21 protein-coding genes and 1 tRNA gene are annotated in these 18,489 nt (G+C 72.9%); 10 read left to right on the top strand and 12 right to left on the bottom strand.

All coding sequences use genetic code 11. The annotated features are described in order from the left end of the window. On the top strand, positions 1-396 hold the full coding sequence (locus tag RE027_RS08475) for a PGPGW domain-containing protein (RefSeq protein ID WP_368807809.1): 396 nt from the start codon (positions 1-3) through the stop codon (positions 394-396). Positions 397-424: 28 nt separating this feature from the next. On the opposite strand, the gene RE027_RS08470 is transcribed toward RE027_RS08475, so the two are convergent. The 9 genes from RE027_RS08470 to RE027_RS08430 all read right to left on the bottom strand — a co-directional run bounded on the left by RE027_RS08470 (position 425) and on the right by RE027_RS08430 (position 8,982). Further along, positions 425-805 (bottom strand): GntR family transcriptional regulator, encoded by a 381-nt coding sequence (locus RE027_RS08470; RefSeq protein WP_368807808.1) that lies wholly within the window; start codon positions 803-805, stop codon positions 425-427. 3 nt (positions 806-808) lie between these two features. After that, complete coding sequence (gene asd, locus RE027_RS08465; RefSeq protein WP_368807807.1) at positions 809-1,951, bottom strand: aspartate-semialdehyde dehydrogenase; 1,143 nt, start codon at positions 1,949-1,951, stop codon at positions 809-811. A gap of 10 nt (positions 1,952-1,961) precedes the next feature. Next, positions 1,962-2,354, bottom strand: coding sequence for a GNAT family N-acetyltransferase (locus tag RE027_RS08460; RefSeq protein ID WP_368807806.1), 393 nt, complete (start codon positions 2,352-2,354; stop codon positions 1,962-1,964). 69 nt (positions 2,355-2,423) lie between these two features. Continuing rightward, entirely contained in the window at positions 2,424-2,990 is a 567-nt protein-coding gene (locus tag RE027_RS08455; RefSeq protein WP_368807805.1) for a dihydrofolate reductase, read from the bottom strand. Further along, the gene (locus RE027_RS08450; RefSeq protein ID WP_368807804.1) at positions 2,987-3,817 is read right to left on the bottom strand and encodes a thymidylate synthase; all 831 of its coding nucleotides are present in this window, start codon (positions 3,815-3,817) and stop codon (positions 2,987-2,989) included. Before RE027_RS08450 ends, RE027_RS08455 begins: the two co-directional genes overlap by 4 nt. 30 nt (positions 3,818-3,847) lie before the next feature. Beyond that, positions 3,848-4,828, bottom strand: coding sequence for an NUDIX hydrolase (locus tag RE027_RS08445; RefSeq protein ID WP_368807803.1), 981 nt, complete (start codon positions 4,826-4,828; stop codon positions 3,848-3,850). A gap of 95 nt (positions 4,829-4,923) precedes the next feature. Next, a complete protein-coding gene (locus tag RE027_RS08440; RefSeq protein WP_368807802.1) occupies positions 4,924-7,188 on the bottom strand; it encodes an RNA degradosome polyphosphate kinase in 2,265 nt (754 codons plus the stop codon). Positions 7,189-7,304: 116 nt separating this feature from the next. Then, positions 7,305-8,252 (bottom strand): mycothiol synthase, encoded by a 948-nt coding sequence (gene mshD / locus RE027_RS08435; RefSeq protein WP_368807801.1) that lies wholly within the window; start codon positions 8,250-8,252, stop codon positions 7,305-7,307. A 46-nt stretch (positions 8,253-8,298) separates the two neighbouring features. Continuing rightward, positions 8,299-8,982 (bottom strand): response regulator transcription factor, encoded by a 684-nt coding sequence (locus tag RE027_RS08430; RefSeq protein WP_368807800.1) that lies wholly within the window; start codon positions 8,980-8,982, stop codon positions 8,299-8,301. Between the two features lie 203 nt (positions 8,983-9,185). Here RE027_RS08430 and RE027_RS08425 point away from each other — a divergent pair, with 203 nt between their 5' ends. The 3 genes from RE027_RS08425 to ygfZ all read left to right on the top strand — a co-directional run bounded on the left by RE027_RS08425 (position 9,186) and on the right by ygfZ (position 11,611). After that, positions 9,186-9,791 (top strand): hypothetical protein, encoded by a 606-nt coding sequence (locus tag RE027_RS08425; RefSeq protein WP_368807799.1) that lies wholly within the window; start codon positions 9,186-9,188, stop codon positions 9,789-9,791. A 117-nt stretch (positions 9,792-9,908) separates the two neighbouring features. Continuing rightward, entirely contained in the window at positions 9,909-10,508 is a 600-nt protein-coding gene (locus tag RE027_RS08420; RefSeq protein ID WP_368807798.1) for a heme-binding beta-barrel domain-containing protein, read from the top strand. A 5-nt stretch (positions 10,509-10,513) separates the two neighbouring features. Then, entirely contained in the window at positions 10,514-11,611 is a 1,098-nt protein-coding gene (gene ygfZ / locus RE027_RS08415) for a CAF17-like 4Fe-4S cluster assembly/insertion protein YgfZ (RefSeq protein ID WP_368807797.1), read from the top strand. 23 nt (positions 11,612-11,634) lie between these two features. Here the strand turns inward: ygfZ and RE027_RS08410 are convergent, their stop codons facing one another. Next, complete coding sequence (locus RE027_RS08410) at positions 11,635-12,666, bottom strand: 6-phosphofructokinase (RefSeq protein ID WP_368807796.1); 1,032 nt, start codon at positions 12,664-12,666, stop codon at positions 11,635-11,637. A gap of 193 nt (positions 12,667-12,859) precedes the next feature. On the opposite strand from RE027_RS08410, the gene ppk2 reads away from it, so the two are divergent. Beyond that, entirely contained in the window at positions 12,860-13,759 is a 900-nt protein-coding gene (gene ppk2, locus RE027_RS08405; RefSeq protein WP_368807861.1) for a polyphosphate kinase 2, read from the top strand. 69 nt (positions 13,760-13,828) lie between these two features. Here the strand turns inward: ppk2 and RE027_RS08400 are convergent, their stop codons facing one another. Together RE027_RS08400 and RE027_RS08395 are read right to left on the bottom strand one after the other, a co-directional pair. Then, the gene (locus tag RE027_RS08400; protein ID WP_368807795.1) at positions 13,829-14,164 is read right to left on the bottom strand and encodes a hypothetical protein; all 336 of its coding nucleotides are present in this window, start codon (positions 14,162-14,164) and stop codon (positions 13,829-13,831) included. Next, positions 14,161-15,366, bottom strand: coding sequence for a pyridoxal phosphate-dependent aminotransferase (locus tag RE027_RS08395; protein WP_368807794.1), 1,206 nt, complete (start codon positions 15,364-15,366; stop codon positions 14,161-14,163). The genes RE027_RS08400 and RE027_RS08395 overlap by 4 nt, the downstream gene beginning before the upstream one ends. Before the next feature lie 288 nt (positions 15,367-15,654). On the opposite strand from RE027_RS08395, the gene RE027_RS08390 reads away from it, so the two are divergent. The 5 genes from RE027_RS08390 (at position 15,655) to rplA (ending at position 18,416) form a co-directional block, all read left to right on the top strand. Further along, positions 15,655-15,727 (top strand) — tRNA-Trp (locus RE027_RS08390). A gap of 110 nt (positions 15,728-15,837) precedes the next feature. Then, the gene (gene secE / locus RE027_RS08385; protein WP_368807792.1) at positions 15,838-16,113 is read left to right on the top strand and encodes a preprotein translocase subunit SecE; all 276 of its coding nucleotides are present in this window, start codon (positions 15,838-15,840) and stop codon (positions 16,111-16,113) included. A 77-nt stretch (positions 16,114-16,190) separates the two neighbouring features. After that, on the top strand, positions 16,191-17,042 hold the full coding sequence (gene nusG, locus RE027_RS08380; RefSeq protein WP_368807791.1) for a transcription termination/antitermination protein NusG: 852 nt from the start codon (positions 16,191-16,193) through the stop codon (positions 17,040-17,042). 146 nt (positions 17,043-17,188) lie between these two features. Beyond that, entirely contained in the window at positions 17,189-17,620 is a 432-nt protein-coding gene (gene rplK, locus RE027_RS08375) for a 50S ribosomal protein L11 (protein ID WP_047803898.1), read from the top strand. Between the two features lie 88 nt (positions 17,621-17,708). After that, the gene (gene rplA / locus RE027_RS08370; RefSeq protein ID WP_368807790.1) at positions 17,709-18,416 is read left to right on the top strand and encodes a 50S ribosomal protein L1; all 708 of its coding nucleotides are present in this window, start codon (positions 17,709-17,711) and stop codon (positions 18,414-18,416) included. The last annotated feature ends 73 nt before the right edge of the window (positions 18,417-18,489 follow it).

Genomic DNA, 18,489 nt, shown 5'->3' with positions numbered 1-18,489 from the left:
ATGAGCAGCCTCGAGGACGAGATCGCGCAGGGGGAGGAGGCCGGCGGACGGGTGCAGCGTGCACTGCTGCGCTTCCGGCTCTGGACCGCCCACCACCCGCTGCTGCGCCTCGTCCACAAGACGGTCGTCACGATCGTCGGGGTGGTCCTCGTGCTGCTGGGGGTCGCGATGCTCGTGCTCCCCGGCCCGGGGTGGCTCGCGATCTTCCTGGGCCTCGGCGTCCTCGGCACGGAGTTCCACTGGGCGCGCCGGCTCAACCAGCGGGCCAAGCGGCTCGTCATGCGCGGCTGGCGCTGGTGGCTGGCCCGCACGGCCGAGTCGCGTCACCGGCGGGCCCTCGCGGGCCCGGCCGACCTCGTCCTGGGACCGCGGCACCTGCGCGTCCCCGACGCCTGAGGCGGCGCCGGGCGCGGCCGGCGCCGCCTCAGGGGGCGCGGCGCAGCTGCGCGCTCACCAGCTCCAGGGCCCGCTCGGCCGACAGCCCCAGCCCGGCGGTCTCCTCGGCGTAGCGCCGTGCGGCCTGCACGGCGAGGTCCTCGGTCCGGTCCGCGGCGCGCACGAAGCTGCCCTGCCGGCCGCGCGTCTCGATCACGCCGGCCGCCTCGAGCTCGCGGTAGGCCTTGGCCACGGTGTTCGCCGCGAGACCGAGCGCCTCGGCGAGCCGGCGCACCGGCGGCAGCCGGGTGCCCGCGGGCAGGGTGCCGTCGGCACGGCCCTGCAGCACCCGGTGCTTGAGCTGCTCGTAGGGCGGGCGCGGGTCGGCCGGGTCGAGGGCCAGTTCCGCCGGGACCCCGGTGTCGGCCACCGGCTACAGGGTGCCGGTGGCGATGCGCAGCATGCGGCGCAGCGGCTCGGCCGCGCCCCACAGCAGCTGGTCGCCGATCGTGAAGGCGCTGATGTAGCCCGGGCCCATGGCGAGCTTGCGGATCCGGCCCACGGGGATCTGCAGCGTCCCGGAGGTCGCCACGGGGGTCAGCTCCCGCATCGTGTCCTCCTTGGTGTTGGGCACCACGGTGGCCCACTCGTTGTCGGCGTCGATGATCCGCTCGATCTCCTCCACGGGCAGGTCCTCCCGCAGCTTGAGCGTCAGGGCCTGGGAGTGCGAGCGCATCGTGGCGATCCGCACGCACAGCCCGTCCATGGGCACCCAGTCCTGGGCGTAGCGGTCCGTGCGGCCGAGGATCTTGTTGGTCTCGGCGGCGGACTTCCACTCCTCGCGGGACTGCCCGTTGCCGAGGTCGGCGTCGATCCAGGGGATGAGGGAGCCGGACAGGGGCGCACCGAACATGGAGCTGTCCAGGGCGTCGCCGCGCTGGGCCTCCAGCACCTTGCGGTCGATCTCCAGGACCGCGGAGGCGGGGTCGGCGAGCTCGTCGGCGACGACGCCGTGGAGGGCGCCGAACTGCGCGAGCACCTCGCGCATGTGCCGGGCCCCGCCGCCGGAGGCCGCCTGGTAGGTCATGGAGGTGGCCCACTCGACGAGGTCGTTGCGGAACAGCCCGCCCAGGCCCACGAGCAGGCAGGAGACCGTGCAGTTGCCGCCGACGAAGTCCTTCACCCCGGTCTCGAGGCCGCGGTCGATGACGTCGCGGTTGACCGGGTCCAGGACGATGATCGCGTCGTCGTTCATCCGCAGGGTCGAGGCGGCGTCGATCCACAGCCCGTCCCACCCGGCGGCGCGCAGCTTCCCGTGCACGTCCTTGGTGTAGTCCCCGCCCTGGGCCGTGACGATCACGGGCAGCTTCGCGAGGCACTCGAGGTCGTGGGCGTCCTGCAGCACCCCGGCGTCCCCGGCGAAGGTGGGGGCGGGCCGGCCGGCGCTCGACGTGGAGAAGAACACCGGGTCGATGCCCGCGAAGTCCCCCTCGTCCTGCATGCGCTGCATGAGCACGGAACCCACCATGCCCCGCCAGCCGACGAACCCTACCTGATCACCCGAGCGAAAAGTCATGGCCCCCAGTCTAGCGGGACCGGTGCCGCGCCCAGCGCCGCCGCTTCTCCTTCACGGCCGGGGCGGGGGGCAGCGAGGAGCCCGGTGCCATGAGGTCCTGGTACTGGGGGAAGCGGTGCAGGTAGTCCTGGACGTAGGTGCACGTGGGCCGGACCGGGGTCCCCTGCTCCCGGAAGCGCTCCAGGAGCAGCGTCACCAGGGTGCGCGCGTAGCCCTGCCGGCTGAACTGCTCGCTGATGATGGTGTGCTGCAGCTCGACGCTGCCGTCCTCGTGCTGGTGGAAGCCCTCGAAACCGAGGAACTGCTCCCCGTCCCACAGCTCGTAGCGGTCCAGATCGGTGTTCTCGACGACGCGCAGCTGCTCGTCGTCCCGGATCGCCGGGTCGGGTTGCTGTTGGCTCACGGTCGTCCTCCTGGTCGTGGTGCAGCTCACGCTACCGGAGCGCCGGGACGGACGGAACAGGGGCCCGGGTCAGCCGCGGGTGCGCCGCTCGATGCGGTAGCCGAGGCCGGTCCGGGAGACGGAGGGTCCCGCGACCGGCTCCGTGGCCCACGCGCCGCCGAGCTCCGGGGCGTGGGTGTCCCCGTCGACCGCGAGGTCGATCACGGTCACGAGCACCTCCGTCACGGGGCGCTGGGGATCGGCCAGGGCCTGTCGGTAGAGCTCCCCGCCGCCGATCACCCAGATCCGCTCCGCACCCGGGCTCGTGCGGGCCAGCTCGACGGCGTCGGCGTACGACGGCGCGGTGCGCACCGCGCCGCCGCCCCCGCCCGGAACGATCCGGTCCGGGGCGGAGGTGACCACGATGTTGGTCCGGCCGGGCAGCGGGCGGAAGCGCTCGGGGAACGACTCCCAGGTCCGCCGGCCCATGATCACGGGGTGGCCGGTCGTCGTGCGCCGGAAGAAGGCCATGTCCTCCGGCAGCGACCAGGGCATCGTGCCGCCGCGCCCGATGACGCCCTCCGTGGTCTGCGCCCAGATCGCCCCGAGACTCCCCGTGGGAGCCGCGGGCCCCTCCGGGCCGGCGCCGGCGCTCATACGGCCACCGGGGCCTTGATCGCGGGGTGGTGGCGGTAGTCGAGGACCTCGAAGTCCTCGTACGCGTAGTCGAACAGGGAGGCGGGCCGGCGGGCCAGCCGCAGCCGCGGGTAGGGGTAGGGCTCGCGGGAGAGCTGCTCGCGGACCTGGTCCACGTGGTTGTCGTAGACGTGGCAGTCCCCGCCGGTCCACACGAACTCGCCGGGCACCAGATCGGTCTGCTGGGCCACCATGACGGTCAGCAGCGCGTAGGAGGCGATGTTGAACGGCACCCCCAGGAACATGTCCGCGGAGCGCTGGTAGAGCTGGCACGAGAGCCGGCCCGGACCGTCCTCGGCGGGCTCGACGTAGAACTGGAACAGGGCGTGGCACGGCGGCAGCGCCATCTCGTCCACCTCGGCCGGGTTCCAGGCGGTCACCACGTGGCGGCGCGAGTCGGGGTTCGTGCGGATCTGCTCCACGACCTTCGCGATCTGGTCGATCGACCCGCCGCCGGGCGTGGGCCAGGAGCGCCACTGCACCCCGTAGACGGGTCCGAGCTCCCCGTGCTCGTCGGCCCACTCGTCCCAGATGGACACCCCGCGCTCCTGCAGCCACCGCACGTTCGAGTCCCCGCGCAGGAACCACAGCAGCTCGAGCGCCAGGGACCTGAAGTGCACCCGCTTGGTGGTGAGCAGGGGGAAGGACCGCGCGAGGTCGAAGCGGATCTGGCGGCCGAAGACGCTGCGCGTCCCCGTGCCCGTGCGGTCCGGCTTGTGCACGCCCTCCTCGAGGACCTCGCGCAGGAGGTCCTCGTAGGGGGTGGGCACGAGGGCGGGGGAGGTCATGCGGGGCTCCTGGGGCAGGGGACGGAGGGGTCAGTCGTCGAAGGGCTTCACGAGCTCCACCGAGACCACCCGCCGGCGGTGCCGGCGGGAGATCTGGAGCACGATCATCTCGCCCGGGGACAGGTAGGGGTCCCTGGCCGGGAGCTGCTCGGCGAGCTCGGGGGCCATGTGCCGGGAGAGGACCCCGAGCACGGTCGGCAGCACCGGGCGGTGGGTGCACAGGGCGGCCGGGACGTCCTTGTCGAACAGGGCCTGCACCACGGCCGCGGCCTTCCTGGGGTGGCGCTTGTGGGAGGCCTCGGTGAGCTGGGGGCGCTCCCGCACGGTCACACCGGCCTTGCGGGCGTACGGCACCACGGTGGACAGGCACCGCAGCCACGGGGAGGTGACGATCCGTTCGGGGGACCAGGCCCGGAGCAGGCGGGTCACGGCGAGCGCCTGCCGCTTGCCCGTCGCGGCCAGCGGGCGGTCGCCCTCCGCCCGGGACCAGGCCGAGCGGGGCTTGGCCTTGGCGTGGCGCACGACGATCGCCGGGCGGGTGGCGAGGTCCCCGCGCTCGTGCAGGTCCACGAGCGCGGCCAGGGGCTCGCGGTCGGAGGGATTGCTGAGCATCCCGTGGGCCTCGCAGGGGTCCACCCAGCGGACCTCGTCGACCTCGCGGCCGTCGGGCTCGGGCCGGGCGCCGGGGCCGAACTCCGCCGCCCAGTAGTGCACGTCCTTGACGCCGTCCTTGACGTCGTAGCGGATCGTCGGGAGGGGGACGCCCAGTCGCGGGAGCAGGCCGATCTCCTCGCCCACCTCCCGGTGCGCGGTCTCGGGCAGCGTCTCGCCGGGGTCCTGCTTGCCCTTCGGGAAGGACCAGTCGTCGTAGCGCGGCCGGTGGATGAGCAGGACCTCCACACCGCTGCCGGCCCGGCGCCAGCACAGGCACCCGGCCGCGAGCACGTCGGCGGAGCGCGCGGTCCTCTCGGTGCTCTTCGAGGCGGTCCTCGCAGCCGTCTTCTCGGCCATTCTGGGCATGGTCCCTCTCTCGTCCCCTGTCCGTGGTGCACGGGCCGGCCCGGGTCCGGGACCGGCGGGTGCCACCCCCACGATGCTACCGGTGCTCAGATGGTGGGCCGGCCCAGGGTCCGGCTGCGCAGCAGGTGGTCCTGGACGTCCACGAGCGGGCGCCCCTCGCCGTCCCGGTGGTGGCGGGTCCACACCCCGTCCGCGCCGAGGTGCCAGCTGCTGGTCGCGTCCGAGACGTAGCGGGCGAGCAGCCGCACGAGCGCCTCGGCCTGCTGGGGGTCCATGATCCGCACGAGGGTCTCCACCCGGCGGTCCAGGTTGCGGTGCATCATGTCCGCCGAGCCGATGTAGACCAGCGGGGCCCCGTCGTTGCAGAACGCGAAGACCCGGGAGTGCTCCAGGAACCGGCCCAGCACCGAGCGGACCCGGATGTTCTCGCTCAGCCCCGGCACCCCCGGACGCAGCGCGCAGATCCCGCGCACCACCACGTCCACGGGCACCCCGGCCTGCGACGCCCGGTAGAGGGCGTCGATGACCGCCTCGTCCACCATCGAGTTGCACTTGACCTGGATCCGGGCCTGGCGCCCGGCCCGGTGGTTGCGGATCTCGGCCTCGACCAGCTCGATCAGACCGGAGCGCACCGACCGGGGCGCCACGAGCAGGCGCTGGAAGGTGGTCTTCGGGGCGTAGCCGGAGAGCTGGTTGAACAGCCTGGAGACGTCCTCCCCGACCTCGGGGTCGCAGGTGAGCAGGCCCAGGTCCTCGTAGAAGCGCGCGGTGGAGGGGTGGTAGTTGCCGGTGCCGATGTGCACGTAGCGGCGCAGCCCCTGGTCCTCCTGGCGCACCACGAGGGAGAGCTTGCAGTGCGTCTTCAGCCCCACGATGCCGTAGACCACGTGCACCCCGGCCTGCTCGAGCTTGCGGGCCCAGGAGATGTTGGCCTGCTCGTCGAAGCGGGCCTTGATCTCCACCAGCGCCAGCACCTGCTTGCCGGCCTCCGCGGCGTCGATGAGCGCGTCCACGATGGGGGAGTCCCCGGAGGTGCGGTACAGGGTCTGCTTGATGGCCTGGACCTTCGGGTCCGCGGCGGCCTGCTCCAGGAAGGCCTGCACGCTGGTCGCGAAGGAGTCGTAGGGGTGGTGCAGCAGCACGTCCCGGGCGCGGGTCGCGGCGAAGACGTCGGCGGCCTTCGCGGTCTCCGCGGCGTTGAGGTAGCGGGAGGTGTGGGCCACGTGGCGGGAGTAGTGCAGCTCCGGGCGGTCGATGCCGGCGATGACCCCCAGCCCGCGCAGGTCCAGGGGAGCGGGCAGGCGGTAGATCTCGGTCTCGTCGATGCCCAGCTCGGAGACCAGCAGCTCGAGCACCTCGGCGCTGATGCTGTCGGTCACCTCCAGGCGCACGGCCGGGCCGAAGCGCCGGCGCAGCAGTTCCTTCTCCAGGGCCTGCAGGAGGTTCTCGGCGTCGTCCTCCTCGACCTCCAGGTCCTCGTTGCGGGTCACCCGGAACACCTGGTGCTCCTCGACCTCCATCCCGGGGAACAGGTCGTCCAGGTGCTGGGCGATGACGTCCTCGAGGGGGATGAACCGGGCCTGCCCGTTGGGCACGCGGGGCGCGCGGGGTCCGTCCACCGGCAGCAGCCGGGGCAGCTGATCCGGGACCTTGACGCGGGCGAACAGCCGCTTGCCCGACTGCGGGTTGCGGACCATCACGGCCAGGTTGAGGCTGAGCCCGGAGATGTAGGGGAACGGGTGGGCCGGGTCCACGGCGAGCGGCGTGAGGATCGGGAAGACCTTCCGGTGGAAGTCCCGGGTGAGCCGCTCCCGCGTGGAGCCGTCGAGGTCCTCCCAGCCGACCAGGTGGATGTCCTCCCGGGCCAGCTCCGGGCGCACGAGCTCGTGGAAGGCCCGCGCGTGGCGCTCCTGCAGCTCGTGGGCGCGCGCGGTGATGGTCGCCATCTGCTCCGCGGGGGAGTGTCCCGAGGCGGCGGGCCGGGCGATGCCGGTGGCGATCCGCCGCTTGAGCCCCGCCACCCGGACCATGAAGAACTCGTCCAGGTTGGAGGCCACGATGGACAGGAAGTGCACCCGTTCCAGGAGGAAGAGGTCGGGGTCCTCGGCCAGCTCCAGCACCCGGGCGTTGAAGGCGATCCAGCTCGCCTCCCGGTCCAGGAAGCGCTCGGGCCCGTGGCTGCCCTCGAGCACCTGCCGGGCGGCGGGCTCGGGGTCGTCGATCCGGTCGCGGTCCCCGTGGCCCCGGGCGGCGTCGTCCGGCCCGGCGGCACCGTCGGCGGACGGGGCCGCCCACGAGGTCTCCGTCGGGTCCGCGGCCGGGTGCGGGGCGTCCTGCTGGTGGGTGGTCATGGCGGTCCTGTCTCGTGGGGTCCGGTGCGGGGCCGGACCGGGGTGCAAGTGGGTCGGGCGCGGGGTCCGACCGGGAGGAGCCGGACGGGCGCGGGGCCCGTCCGGGAAGGGTCGGATCAGGCGGAGGCGGTCCGGGCGTACATCACGTCGAGGTGCCAGGGGCGGAAGCCCAGCCGCTCGTAGAGCCGCAGGGCCGCCCGGTTGTCCCCGTCCACGTAGAGCATGACCTCGGCCAGACCCCGGCGGGCCAGGTGGTTGACCCCCGCGGCGGTCAGCGCCCGGCCCAGGCCGGTGCCCTGGTGCTCGGGGGAGACGCCCACGGCGTAGACCTCGCCCAGCGCGGCCTCCCCGTCGTCGCCGGAGTGGACCTTGGTCCAGTGGAAGCCGGCCACGGTGGCCGGGTCCTCGGCCCGGACCGCGAGCAGGAAGCCCGCGGGGTCGAACCAGGGCTCGGCCTCGCGCTGCCGGAGGTCCTCGAGGGTCATCCGGCCCTGCTCGGGGTGGTCGGCGAACGCGGCGGCGTTGACGCGCAGCCACTCGTCCTCGTCGCGGCCGGGCTCGAAGGCCCGCAGCCGGAAGCCGGCGGGCATCTCCTCGGGCAGGGGCAGGTCCGGTGCCTCCCCCAGCGGGCGGAGCAGGCGGTGCAGGTCCCGCACGGGCACGAGCCCGTGCCGGGCGGCCAGGACCGCGGCGCCGGGGTGGCCGCCGTGGGCCCACGCCCGGACCGTGCCGGCCGACTCGCCGGCCGACTCGTCGGCCAGGGCCCCGGCCAGCGCCGTGCCGATCCCGCGGCGGCGGTGTCCCGGGTCCACCACGAGCTCCACGAGCTGCGAGTCGTCGTCGGGCTCGTGCACGCGCACCGCCGCTCCGACCAGCTCCCCGCCGGAGGCTCGCGCCAGGACCGTGCCGACCCGTCCGGCCGGGGTGCTCCGCAGGTCCACGAGCGTCTGGTCGGAGAACGGCGGGTCGCCGTCCGCGCCCTCGGCGCGGGAGGCCAGCGCTGCGATCTCCTCGACCGGGGGCACGGCCGGGCTCTCGAGCTCGTACGGTAGGGACTGGGGCATCAGGACCTCCTGCGGGACGGTGCGGCGGGGCGGGACGGGCCGGTGCTCAGTTCTCCCGGGCCCGGCTCGTGGCGAAGCTGTAGCCCACGTTACGCACCGTGGTGATCAGGTGCTCGTGGTCGGCGCCCAGCTTGGCCCGCAGGCGCCGCACGTGCACGTCCACGGTGCGGGTGCCGCCGTAGTAGTCGTAGCCCCAGACCTCGCTCAGCAGCTGGGCGCGGGTGAAGACCCGGCCGGAGTGCTGGGCCAGGAACTTCAGCAGCTCGAACTCCTTGTAGGTCAGGTTCAGCGGCACGCCGTTGACGTGGGCGGAGTACGCGGCCTCGTCGATGACCACCGAGCCCGCCCGGATCCGGGTGTCGTCCTCCTCGACCTCCGCGGTGCGGGACGAGGTCAGGCGCAGGCGGGCCTCGACCTCCGCGGGGCCGGCCGTGTCGAGGACGACGTCGTCGACCATCCAGTTGGCGGCCACCGCGGCCATCCCGCCCTCGGTGAGGACCATCAGCAGCGGCGCCGCGAGCCCCTTCGTGGTGAGCAGCTGGGCGAGGTTGCGCGCGGTGATCAGATCGGTGCGCCCGTCGAGCAGCACGACGTCGGGGTCGCGGCCCTCGAGGCTGCCGGAGGCGGTGCGGGTCGGGGCGACCGTGACCTTGTGGTTGAGCAGGTCGAGGGCCGGCAGCACCGATGCCGAGGGACCGTCCGCGTCGGTCAGCATCAGGATCTGGAACACTCGTGCTTCTCCACTCTGGCGTACGGACTGAGCTGTCAGTATAAGTCGGGACCGGGCGCCACCTGCGCGACCGCCCCCGGCCCGGGGCGTCGGGCGGCCCGTCCGCCGCGGGGGCGAGCCGCTATCGTTGCTCGTGTCCGCCCGGGTCGCACCGGTCCCCGGGCGCCGGCCCCGACCCTCGACAGTGCAGGAACCCGATCCCCATGAGATACGCCATGATCGCCGCGTGCAGTGTGCTCAGCCTCGCGGCGGCCCTGGCCGCCGTGGTGGTCGCCGGTCCCGCGCCGCTGCTCCTGGCGGCGGGGATGTCCGTGGTGATCGGCTTCGGCTGGCCCGCGGCCACCGGCATCACGGCCCGGCACCGGCACAACGTGATCATGAGCGCCGCCGGCGTCGTGGCCGCGCTGCTCGTGCACGTGCTGCCGGGCCAGCAGCTCGTGTGGCTGCCCGCGGTGGTGGGCGTGGCGCTGATGACCGTGTTCGCCGCGGAGCTGGTGCGGGGGGAGGGCGCCGAGCACCGGCTCGAGTCCGCGATCGCCTCCACGGCGGGCGTGCTGGCCACGGTCAGCTCCTCCGGCTGGATCGCCCTGGCGGGCGACTACCGGGCGACCGGTTCCGACCCGGCGCAGCTGGTGGTGGTCGGCGCGGTGGTGGCCGCGATCGTGGGCGTCGTCGGCGCCCGCGTCATCGCCGCGGCCCCGAAGCGCTCGCCGAAACGGGGTGTCGTGGCCCTCGGCGTGAGCCCCGTGGCGTTCCTCGGTGTGGGGGCGGTGTTCACGGCCCGGCTGGTGAGCACCGTGGTAGCTTAAGGACCATGCTTGCACTCGAGATCTTCTACCTGGTCCTGCTGGGCATCTCCGGCCTGTTCATCGCCGGGATCTCCATCAAGGTGATCCTGGGCCTGTTCAAGGGCCAGCACTAGTTCCGTGCCGATCGAGATCCCCTCGGATCTGACTCCGGAGCTCGTCCCGTTCGCCTGGTTGCTGGGCACCTGGGAGGGCGACGGCTTCATGGGCTACGGCGAGGTCGAGCAGCGTCCCTTCCGGCAGCGCGTGACGTTCGAGCAGAACGGTCTCCCGTTCCTGGGGTACCGGGCACAGACCACGCTCCTCGACGAGGAGGGGCAGCCGATGCGCCCGGCCACCGTGGAACAGGGCTTCTGGCAGCTCGACCGCACCCTGGAGGACGGCGACGTCGGACCCGGGATGCTCCCGCCGGACCTCGTCCCGGTGGTCAAGGGCGCCGAGGACGTCGAGCGGCTGCGCAACGGTGACGGCGGCTTCGACATCCTCGTGACCCTCACCCACCCCGGTGGTGTCGCCGAGCTCTACGTCGGGCAGATCAAGGGTCCCCGCATCGACCTCGCCACCGACGCCGTGGTCCGTGCCCGGGGCGCCAAGGAGTACACCTCCTCGACCCGGATGTACGGCCTCGTCCACGGCGACCTGTTCTGGGCCTGGGACATGGCGGCGTTCGGCGAGCCGCTCGCCACGCACGCCTCCGCCCAGCTCAAGAAGATCGGCTGACCCCCATGACAGACCACCGCTCGCCCCTGCTCGCCCGTCCCGGCGCGGTCGAGGCCGACGGCCTGGACCGCGGGGTCGCCGCCCACTACGGCGATCCGCTGCGCGAGCAGCGCGCCCTCGTGCGGACCCCCGGCACCGTGGTCGACCTCTCCCACAAGGGCGTCGTCACCGTCACCGGGCCGGACCGGCTCAGCTGGCTGACCACCCTCTCCTCGCAGGTGCTCACCGGGCTGACCCCCGGTGCCGGCGCCGAGACCCTGTTCCTGTCCGTGCAGGGGCGGATCGAGACCGCCCCGCACGTCGTGGACGACGGCACCACCACGTGGCTGATCACCGAGGCCGGCGAGACCGCGCCCCTGGTGGCGTGGCTCGGGTCGATGCGCTTCGCGCTGCGCGTCGAGATCGCCGACCGCACCGGCGAGTGGGCCGTGCTCGGTGCCGCGGGACCCGTGCCGGGGCTCGAGGATCGCCTGGTCTGGCGCGACCCCTGGCCCGAGGTCGTCCCGGGCGGGTGGAGCTACGCCGCCCTCGACGGCCCGCACCCGGGGGAGGAGCGCACCTGGTGGGAGCACCTGGTGCCCCGCGACGAGCTCGACGCCCTGACGAGCGGCCTGCCGCTGGCCGGCGCCTGGGCGGCCGAGGCGCTGCGGATCGCCGCCTGGCGCCCGCGCTGGGGCGCGGAGACGGACGAGCGGACGATCCCGCACGAGCTCGACCTGCTGCGCACCGCCGTGCACCTGGAGAAGGGCTGCTACAAGGGCCAGGAGACGGTCGCCCGCGTGCACAACCTCGGCCACCCGCCCCGCCGGCTGGTCCTGCTCGACCTCGACGGCTCCGAGCACACCCTGCCGCCGGCGGGGGCCGACGTCCTCGCGGGCGAGCGGTCCGTCGGTCACGTCACCTCGGTGCAGCTGCACCACGAGCAGGGGCCCATCGCCCTGGCGGTGCTCAAGCGCACCGCCGATCCCGCGGCCCAGCTCGTCGTCACGGACGGCGAGCAGCGCTGGGCCGCCGGCCAGCAGGTCGTGGTCCCGCCGGACGCCGGACAGGTGGTCGGGCGGCAGTCCGGCTTCCTCCGCGGCCCCCGGGGGGCGCGCCCGTAGCACGCCCCCCGGGTGCGGTCGGGTCAGCGGCCGAAGAGGACGCGGGCCTCGTCCCAGCGGTGCTGGGGAACGGTCTTGAGCCCGTCCAGCGCCTCGTCGAAGGGGACCCGGATCATGTCGGTGCCGCGGATGGCGACCATCTGGCCCCAGCCCTTGTCGCTGACCAGGTCCACGGCGGCGAGCCCGAAGCGGGTGGCCAGCACCCGGTCGAAGCCGGTGGGGGCCCCGCCGCGCTGGATGTGGCCCAGGATGGTGTTGCGGGTCTCGATCCCGGTGGCCGCCTCGATCTGCTCGGTGACGTACTCCCCGACGCCGCCCAGCCGGGGCCGCCCGGAGGCCTCGGTGCCCTTGCCCGCCAGGACGTCCTCGTGGCCCTCGGGGATGAAGCCTTCGGCCACGACGACCAGCGGGGACCGTCCGCGTTCGTGCACCTCGGTGACCCAGGCGCAGACCTGCTCCATGGACACGGACTGCTCGGGGATCAGCACCGCGTGGGCCCCGGCCGACATCCCGGAGTGCAGGGCGATCCAGCCCACGTGCCGGCCCATGACCTCGGCGACCATCGCCCGGTGGTGGGACTCCCCGGTGGTGCGCAGCCGGTCCATGGCATCGGTGGCGATCTGCACGGCGGTGTCGAAGCCGAAGGTGTAGTCGGTGGCCTGCAGGTCGTTGTCGATGGTCTTGGGCACGCCGATCACCGGGAGACCGGCCTCGGCCAGCCGTTTCGCCCCGGCCAGGGTGCCCTCCCCGCCGATGGCGACGATCGCGTCGATGGAGTGGCGTTCGAGCATGATGGAGATCTTCTCCGGCCCGCCCCCGGCCCCGTCGTAGGGGTTGGTGCGGGAGGTCCCCAGGATCGTGCCGCCCTCCCGGGCCAGTCCGCGCACCCGGGTGCGCGGCAGGTCCATGATGTCGCCCTCCACGACCCCGCGCCAGCCGTCGCGGAAGCCCACGAACTCGTGGTCGTGGGTCTTGATCCCGTGCAGCACCGCGCCGCGGATCACCGCGTTGAGGCCGGGGCAGTCCCCGCCACTGGTCAGCAGTCCGATCTTCATCCGTGCAGTCTCCTCCGGGTGGGTGGGCGGGCGTGCGAGTCGGCCGGACGTGCACCGGCACGTCCAGTCTAGTGAGTCGGTCCCCGGGGGACAGGCACCGGCGGGGAGCGCGCCCCGGCGGTCGGCGACCGCGGCCTAGACTGCGGGAAAGGGCCCTGACGGGCCCGGAAGGGAGTCGGCGTTGAACGAGGACATGGAACCGGTCCGGGAGAACCTGCGCGAGTTCATCGACAAGCTGGTCGACCAGGGCTACACGGTGCGGGACGGGCAGTCGCCGGACCCCGATCTCATCGATCCGGGGGGATCGGCGGTGGAGACCTGGCGGGAGGAATACCCGTACCAGGAGCGGATGTCCCGGGAGGAGTACGAGCTGGAGAAGTACCAGCTGCAGATCGAGCTGCTGAAGTTCCAGTACTGGGGCCAGGACCACGACCTCAAGCACGTGGTGGTCTTCGAGGGCCGGGACGCGGCCGGCAAGGGCGGGACGATCAAGCGCTTCACCGAGCACCTGAACCCGCGGGCCGCCCGGGTCGTGGCGCTCACGAAGCCCTCGGACCGGGAACGGGGCCAGTGGTACTTCCAGCGCTACATCCAGCACCTGCCCACGGCCGGGGAGATCGTGATGTTCGACCGCTCCTGGTACAACCGCGCCAACGTGGAGCGGGTGATGGGCTTCTGCTCGGACGCGGAGTACGAGGACTTCATGGTCCAGGCCCCGGTGTTCGAGAAGATGCTGGTGGAGTCGGGGATCCACCTGACCAAGTTCTGGTTCTCCGTCACCCAGCACGAGCAGCGCACCCGCTTCGCGATCCGCCAGATCGACCCGGTGCGCCGCTGGAAGCTCTCCCCGATGGACCTCGCCTCCCTGGACCGGTGGGAGGACTACACCGAGGCCAAGGAGGAGATGTTCCTGCGCACCGACACCGACCACGCCCCGTGGATCACCGTGAAGTCCAACGACAAGAAGCGCGCCCGGCTCAACGCCATGCGCTTCTTCCTGGACCAGTTCGACTACGAGGACAAGGACCCGGCCGTGGTCTACCCGCCCGACCCCCTGCTGGTGCGCCGCGGCCAGGAGGCCGTCGGCGACTGAGCGGCCCCGGGAGGGCGCACGACGACGCCGCCCGTCCCCGGCCGGGGGCGGGCGGCGTCGTGCCGCGGCTCAGCGGCGGGCGCGGTCCACGAGCACCGCGTTGGCGGCGGCGTTCGCTGCGGTCACGGCCAGCACCGAGGGCCAGGCCCCGATCCGCTTGGCGAGGGGGTGGGAGAGCCCGAAGCCCAGGACGTAGAGCCCGCCCAGCGCCGCGGAGGTCGCGGGGCCGCCGCGGCGCCACCACTGGTGGGCGGCCGCGGCCCCGGCGGCCGCGAGCACCGCCCCGCCCAGGGGGCGGTTCCCGGTGGCCCGGGCGGTCGCGTACCCGCCGATCAGCCCGCTGGTCACGAGGACGGTGGCGGGCACCGCCTCGACCGCGCGCACGGCCGTGCCGGCGGCGCTCACGCGGCGCTCCCGAGGAACTCCTGGAGCCGGCGCAGGCCCTCGGCGAGGTCGTCGTCGCCGAGGGCGTAGGACAGCCGCAGGAACCCGGAGGGGCCGAACGCCTCGCCGGGCACCACGGCCACCTCGGCCCGTTCCAGGACCAGCTCGGCCAGCTCGGCGGAGGTCTGCGGCGTCGCGTCGCCGAAGCTCCTGCCGAGCAGGCCGCGCACGTCGGCGTAGGCGTAGAAGGCGCCGGTGGGCACCGGGCACTCGACGCCCTCGATGGCGTTGAGCGCCTCCACCATGACCCGGCGCCGGCGGTCGAAGGCCTCGCGCATCCGGTGGGCCTCGTCGAGCGGGCCGGAGACGGCGGCGAGCGCGGCGCGCTGGGCGACGTTGTTGACGTTGGAGGTCAGGTGCGACTGCAGGTTGGTGGCGGCCTTGATGACGTCCGGGGCGCCGATCATCCAGCCGACGCGCCAGCCGGTCATCGCGTAGGTCTTCGCCACGCCGTTGAGGACGACCACGCGGTCGCCGAGCTCGGGTGCGGCGGCGGCGATCGAGGTGAACGGGACGCCGTCGTAGGTCAGGTGCTGGTAGATCTCGTCGGTGAGCACGAAGATGCCCTTCCCGGCCGCCCAGCGGCCCACCGCCGCGGTCTCCTCGGGGGAGTACACCGCGCCGGTGGGGTTCGACGGCGAGCAGAACAGCAGCGCCTTGGTGCGCTCCGTGCACGCCTCCTCGAGCAGCTCGGGGGTGACCTTGTAGCCGAGCTCGGGGCCCGCGAAGACCTCGACGGGATTGCCGCCGGCGAGCTTGATGGCCTCGGGGTAGGTGGTCCAGTACGGGGCGGGCAGCAGGACGTCGTCCCCCTCGTCCACGACCGTGGCGAAGGCCTGGAAGACCGCCTGCTTGCCGCCGTTGGTGACGAGCACCTGGGAGGGCTCCACCGTGTAGCCGTCGTCCCGCGCGGTCTGCTCGGCGACCGCCTTCCGCAGCTCCGGCAGGCCCGCCGCGGGCGTGTAGCGGAAGTTGGCCGGATCCTGCAGGGCGGCCGCGGCGGCGTCCACGATGTACTGCGGGGTCGGGAAGTCGGGCTCCCCGGCCCCGAAGCCGATCACGGGGCGGCCGGCGGCCTTGAGCGCCTTCGCCTTGGCGTCGACCGCGAGCGTCGCGGACTCTGCGATGGCGCCGATGCGGCGGGAGATGCGGGATGCGGTCATGACCGGGGGCCTCCTGGAAGGGGGACGGGCGAACTCCGCCGTGCGCGGCGACAGCGGTGCGGACGTGGCCCATGCTACTCGGGGCCGCCGCCCGCCCGGGGCGCCCGGCCCGGCCGTGCCGCCGGTCCGGATTGCACCGGCGCGCCCCGGTCGCCTAGGATGGACGACTGGTGTCATCGACGCCTGCCCGAGTGCACCGTTCCGGCGGGTGCCGGGTGGTAGAGTCGGTGACCGGGTCCGAGCGATCGAGGCCGGCGTCCGCACGCCGTCCGAGACCGCGAGGCGTGAAGGGCAGTGGCGCAATTGGTAGCGCAGCGGTCTCCAAAACCGCAGGTTGCAGGTTCGAGTCCTGTCTGCCCTGCTCCAGTCCGGAGCGGGCCCGGCACCTCCGCACGGAGGTGCCGGGCCCCGCACGGCGACGGCGGGCCGTCAGCACCGCACGGCACGAACGAGTCCACACAGGGAGAGCCGATGTCGCAGACCACCGCCGGCAGGGCGTCGGGCCAGCCCCCGGGACAGGGGGCCGAGGGTCCTCGCGGCATCTTCGGGCGCCTGTTCCTCTTCCTGCGCCAGGTCGTCGGGGAGCTCCGGAAGGTCGTCACCCCCACACGGCGCGAACTGGTCAACTACGTGCTGGTCGTCCTCGTGTTCGTCGCGTTCATGATGGTGCTCATCTCGGTCCTCGACCTCGCGTTCGGGCAGGCCGCCCTGTGGATCTTCGGGCAGGGCGACGCCGCCGCCGGATGATCCGGGCGGCGCACGGACCGGGAACGGCGACCGTGGCCCAGCAGAGCACGACATCCACGAAAGAACAGGGAGATCCAGTGACCGAGCACGAGCTCGAAAACGGCACCGAGGCACCGGCCGAGGTCGACCAGCAGGCCCCGGCGCTGCCGGAGTCCGAGACCTCCGTGCAGGAGGACGACTTCGCCGCCGCCCACGAGCCGGACGAGGCCGCCGCACCGGTCGCCGAGGAGGCGGCTGTCACGGAGGACGGGACTCCCGCCGTGGAGGACGAGGCTCCGGTCGCCGAGGAGGCGGCTGTCGTGGAGGACGAGACCCCCGCCGTGGACCCCGTCGAGGAGTTCAAGTCGAAGCTGCGCCGCCAGGAGGGTGACTGGTACGTCATCCACACCTACGCCGGCTACGAGAACCGCGTGAAGACGAACCTCGAGACCCGCATCCAGTCCCTCAACATGGAGGAGGACATCTTCCAGATCGAGGTCCCCATGGAAGAGGTCGTCGAGATCAAGAACGCCCAGCGCAAGGTCGTGCGCCGCGTGCGGATCCCCGGCTACGTGCTGGTGCGCATGGACCTCACCGACGCCTCCTGGGGCGCCGTGCGGCACACCCCCGGCGTGACCGGCTTCGTGGGCCAGGACGCCTACAACCCCGTCCCCCTGCGCCTCGACGAGGTCTTCGAGATGCTGAACCCGGTCTTCGAGGCCCCGCAGGGCGCGGGCGGCGAGTCCGCCGCCCAGCCGAGCGCGCAGCCGCAGATCGACGTCGACTTCGAGGTCGGGGAGTCCGTCATCGTCAAGGAGGGCCCGTTCGAGACCCTCCCCGCCACGATCTCCGAGATCAAGGTGGAGTCCCAGCAGCTCGTCGTCCTCGTGTCGATCTTCGAGCGCGAGACCCCCGTCACCCTCGGCTTCAACCAGGTCTCCAAGATCTGATCCCGCGGGCGAGACCGCCCGCCCACCGTTCCCGGCCCAGCGGCGCATGCTTCGCCGCCGGGGCCGACCGGCCGCCGCGCCACGGCGGCCACCCGCCGCCGTACGCTCCTGTGCGCCGGTACGTCCAGCAGAAGAAGGACCAGCACATGGCTCCCAAGAAGAAGAAGGTCTCCGGCCTGATCAAGCTGCAGATCCAGGCAGGTGCCGCCAACCCGGCGCCCCCCGTGGGTCCGGCCCTCGGTCAGCACGGCGTCAACATCATGGAATTCTGCAAGGCCTACAACGCGGCCACGGAGTCCCAGCGCGGCAACATCGTCCCCGTGGAGATCACGGTGTACGAGGACCGCTCGTTCACCTTCGTCACGAAGACCCCGCCCGCCGCGCAGCTGATCAAGAAGGCCGCCGGCGTCGCCAAGGGCTCCGGTGTCCCGCACACCCAGAAGGTCGGCAAGCTCACCATGGACCAGGTCCGGGAGATCGCCGAGACCAAGAAGGAAGACCTCAACGCCAACGACATCGACGCCGCCGCGAAGATCATCGCCGGCACCGCCCGCTCGATGGGCATCGAGGTCGAGTGATCAGCCTCGGCTGACACCACCCACCGTTATTGACGTGGCAGGGCCGAGCGCGGTCCGCAGACCACAACTGCACAAGGAGAAGAAGCAGATGGCACAGCGCAGCAAGGCATACAAGGCGGCAGCGGCCAAGATCGACGAGGGCGCGCTCTACAGCCCGGCCGAGGCCGTCGCCCTGGCCAAGGAGATCGACACCGCCAAGACCGACTCCACCGTGGAGGTCGTCCTCCGTCTCGGCGTGGATCCCCGCAAGGCCGACCAGATGGTCCGCGGCACGGTGAACCTGCCGAACGGCACCGGGAAGACCGCCCGCGTCGTCGTCTTCGCGACCGGCGACAAGGCCGCCGCGGCCGAGGAGGCCGGCGCGGACTACGTCGGCTCCGACGACCTGATCGCCCGCATCCAGGGCGGCTGGACCGACTTCGACGCCGCCGTGGCGACCCCGGACATGATGGGCAAGGTCGGGCGCCTGGGCAAGGTGCTCGGTCCCCGCAACCTGATGCCGAACCCGAAGACGGGCACCGTCACCATGGACGTGACCAAGGCCGTCAACGACATCAAGGGCGGCAAGATCGACTTCCGCGTCGACAAGCACTCGAACCTGCACTTCATCGTGGGCAAGACGTCCTTCGAGGTCGAGAAGCTGGCCGAGAACTACGGCGCCGCGCTCGAGGAGATCCTGCGCCTGAAGCCCTCCGCCTCGAAGGGCCGCTACATCACCAAGGCGACCGTCTCGACCACGTTCGGCCCGGGCATCCCGGTCGACCCGAACGCCACCGAGGTCGTCGTCGGCGCCTGACGCCGGACACCGGGGCCCTGGACGGGGCCCCCACGGGTGGGGGCCCGGCCGCTGCGGCCGGGCCCCTCGCCGT

The sequence above is a fragment of the Kocuria sabuli genome, from assembly GCF_040981185.1.
Lineage (GTDB): Bacteria > Actinomycetota > Actinomycetes > Actinomycetales > Micrococcaceae > Kocuria > Kocuria sabuli.
This window is presented reverse-complemented; position numbering and strand designations above follow the sequence as displayed.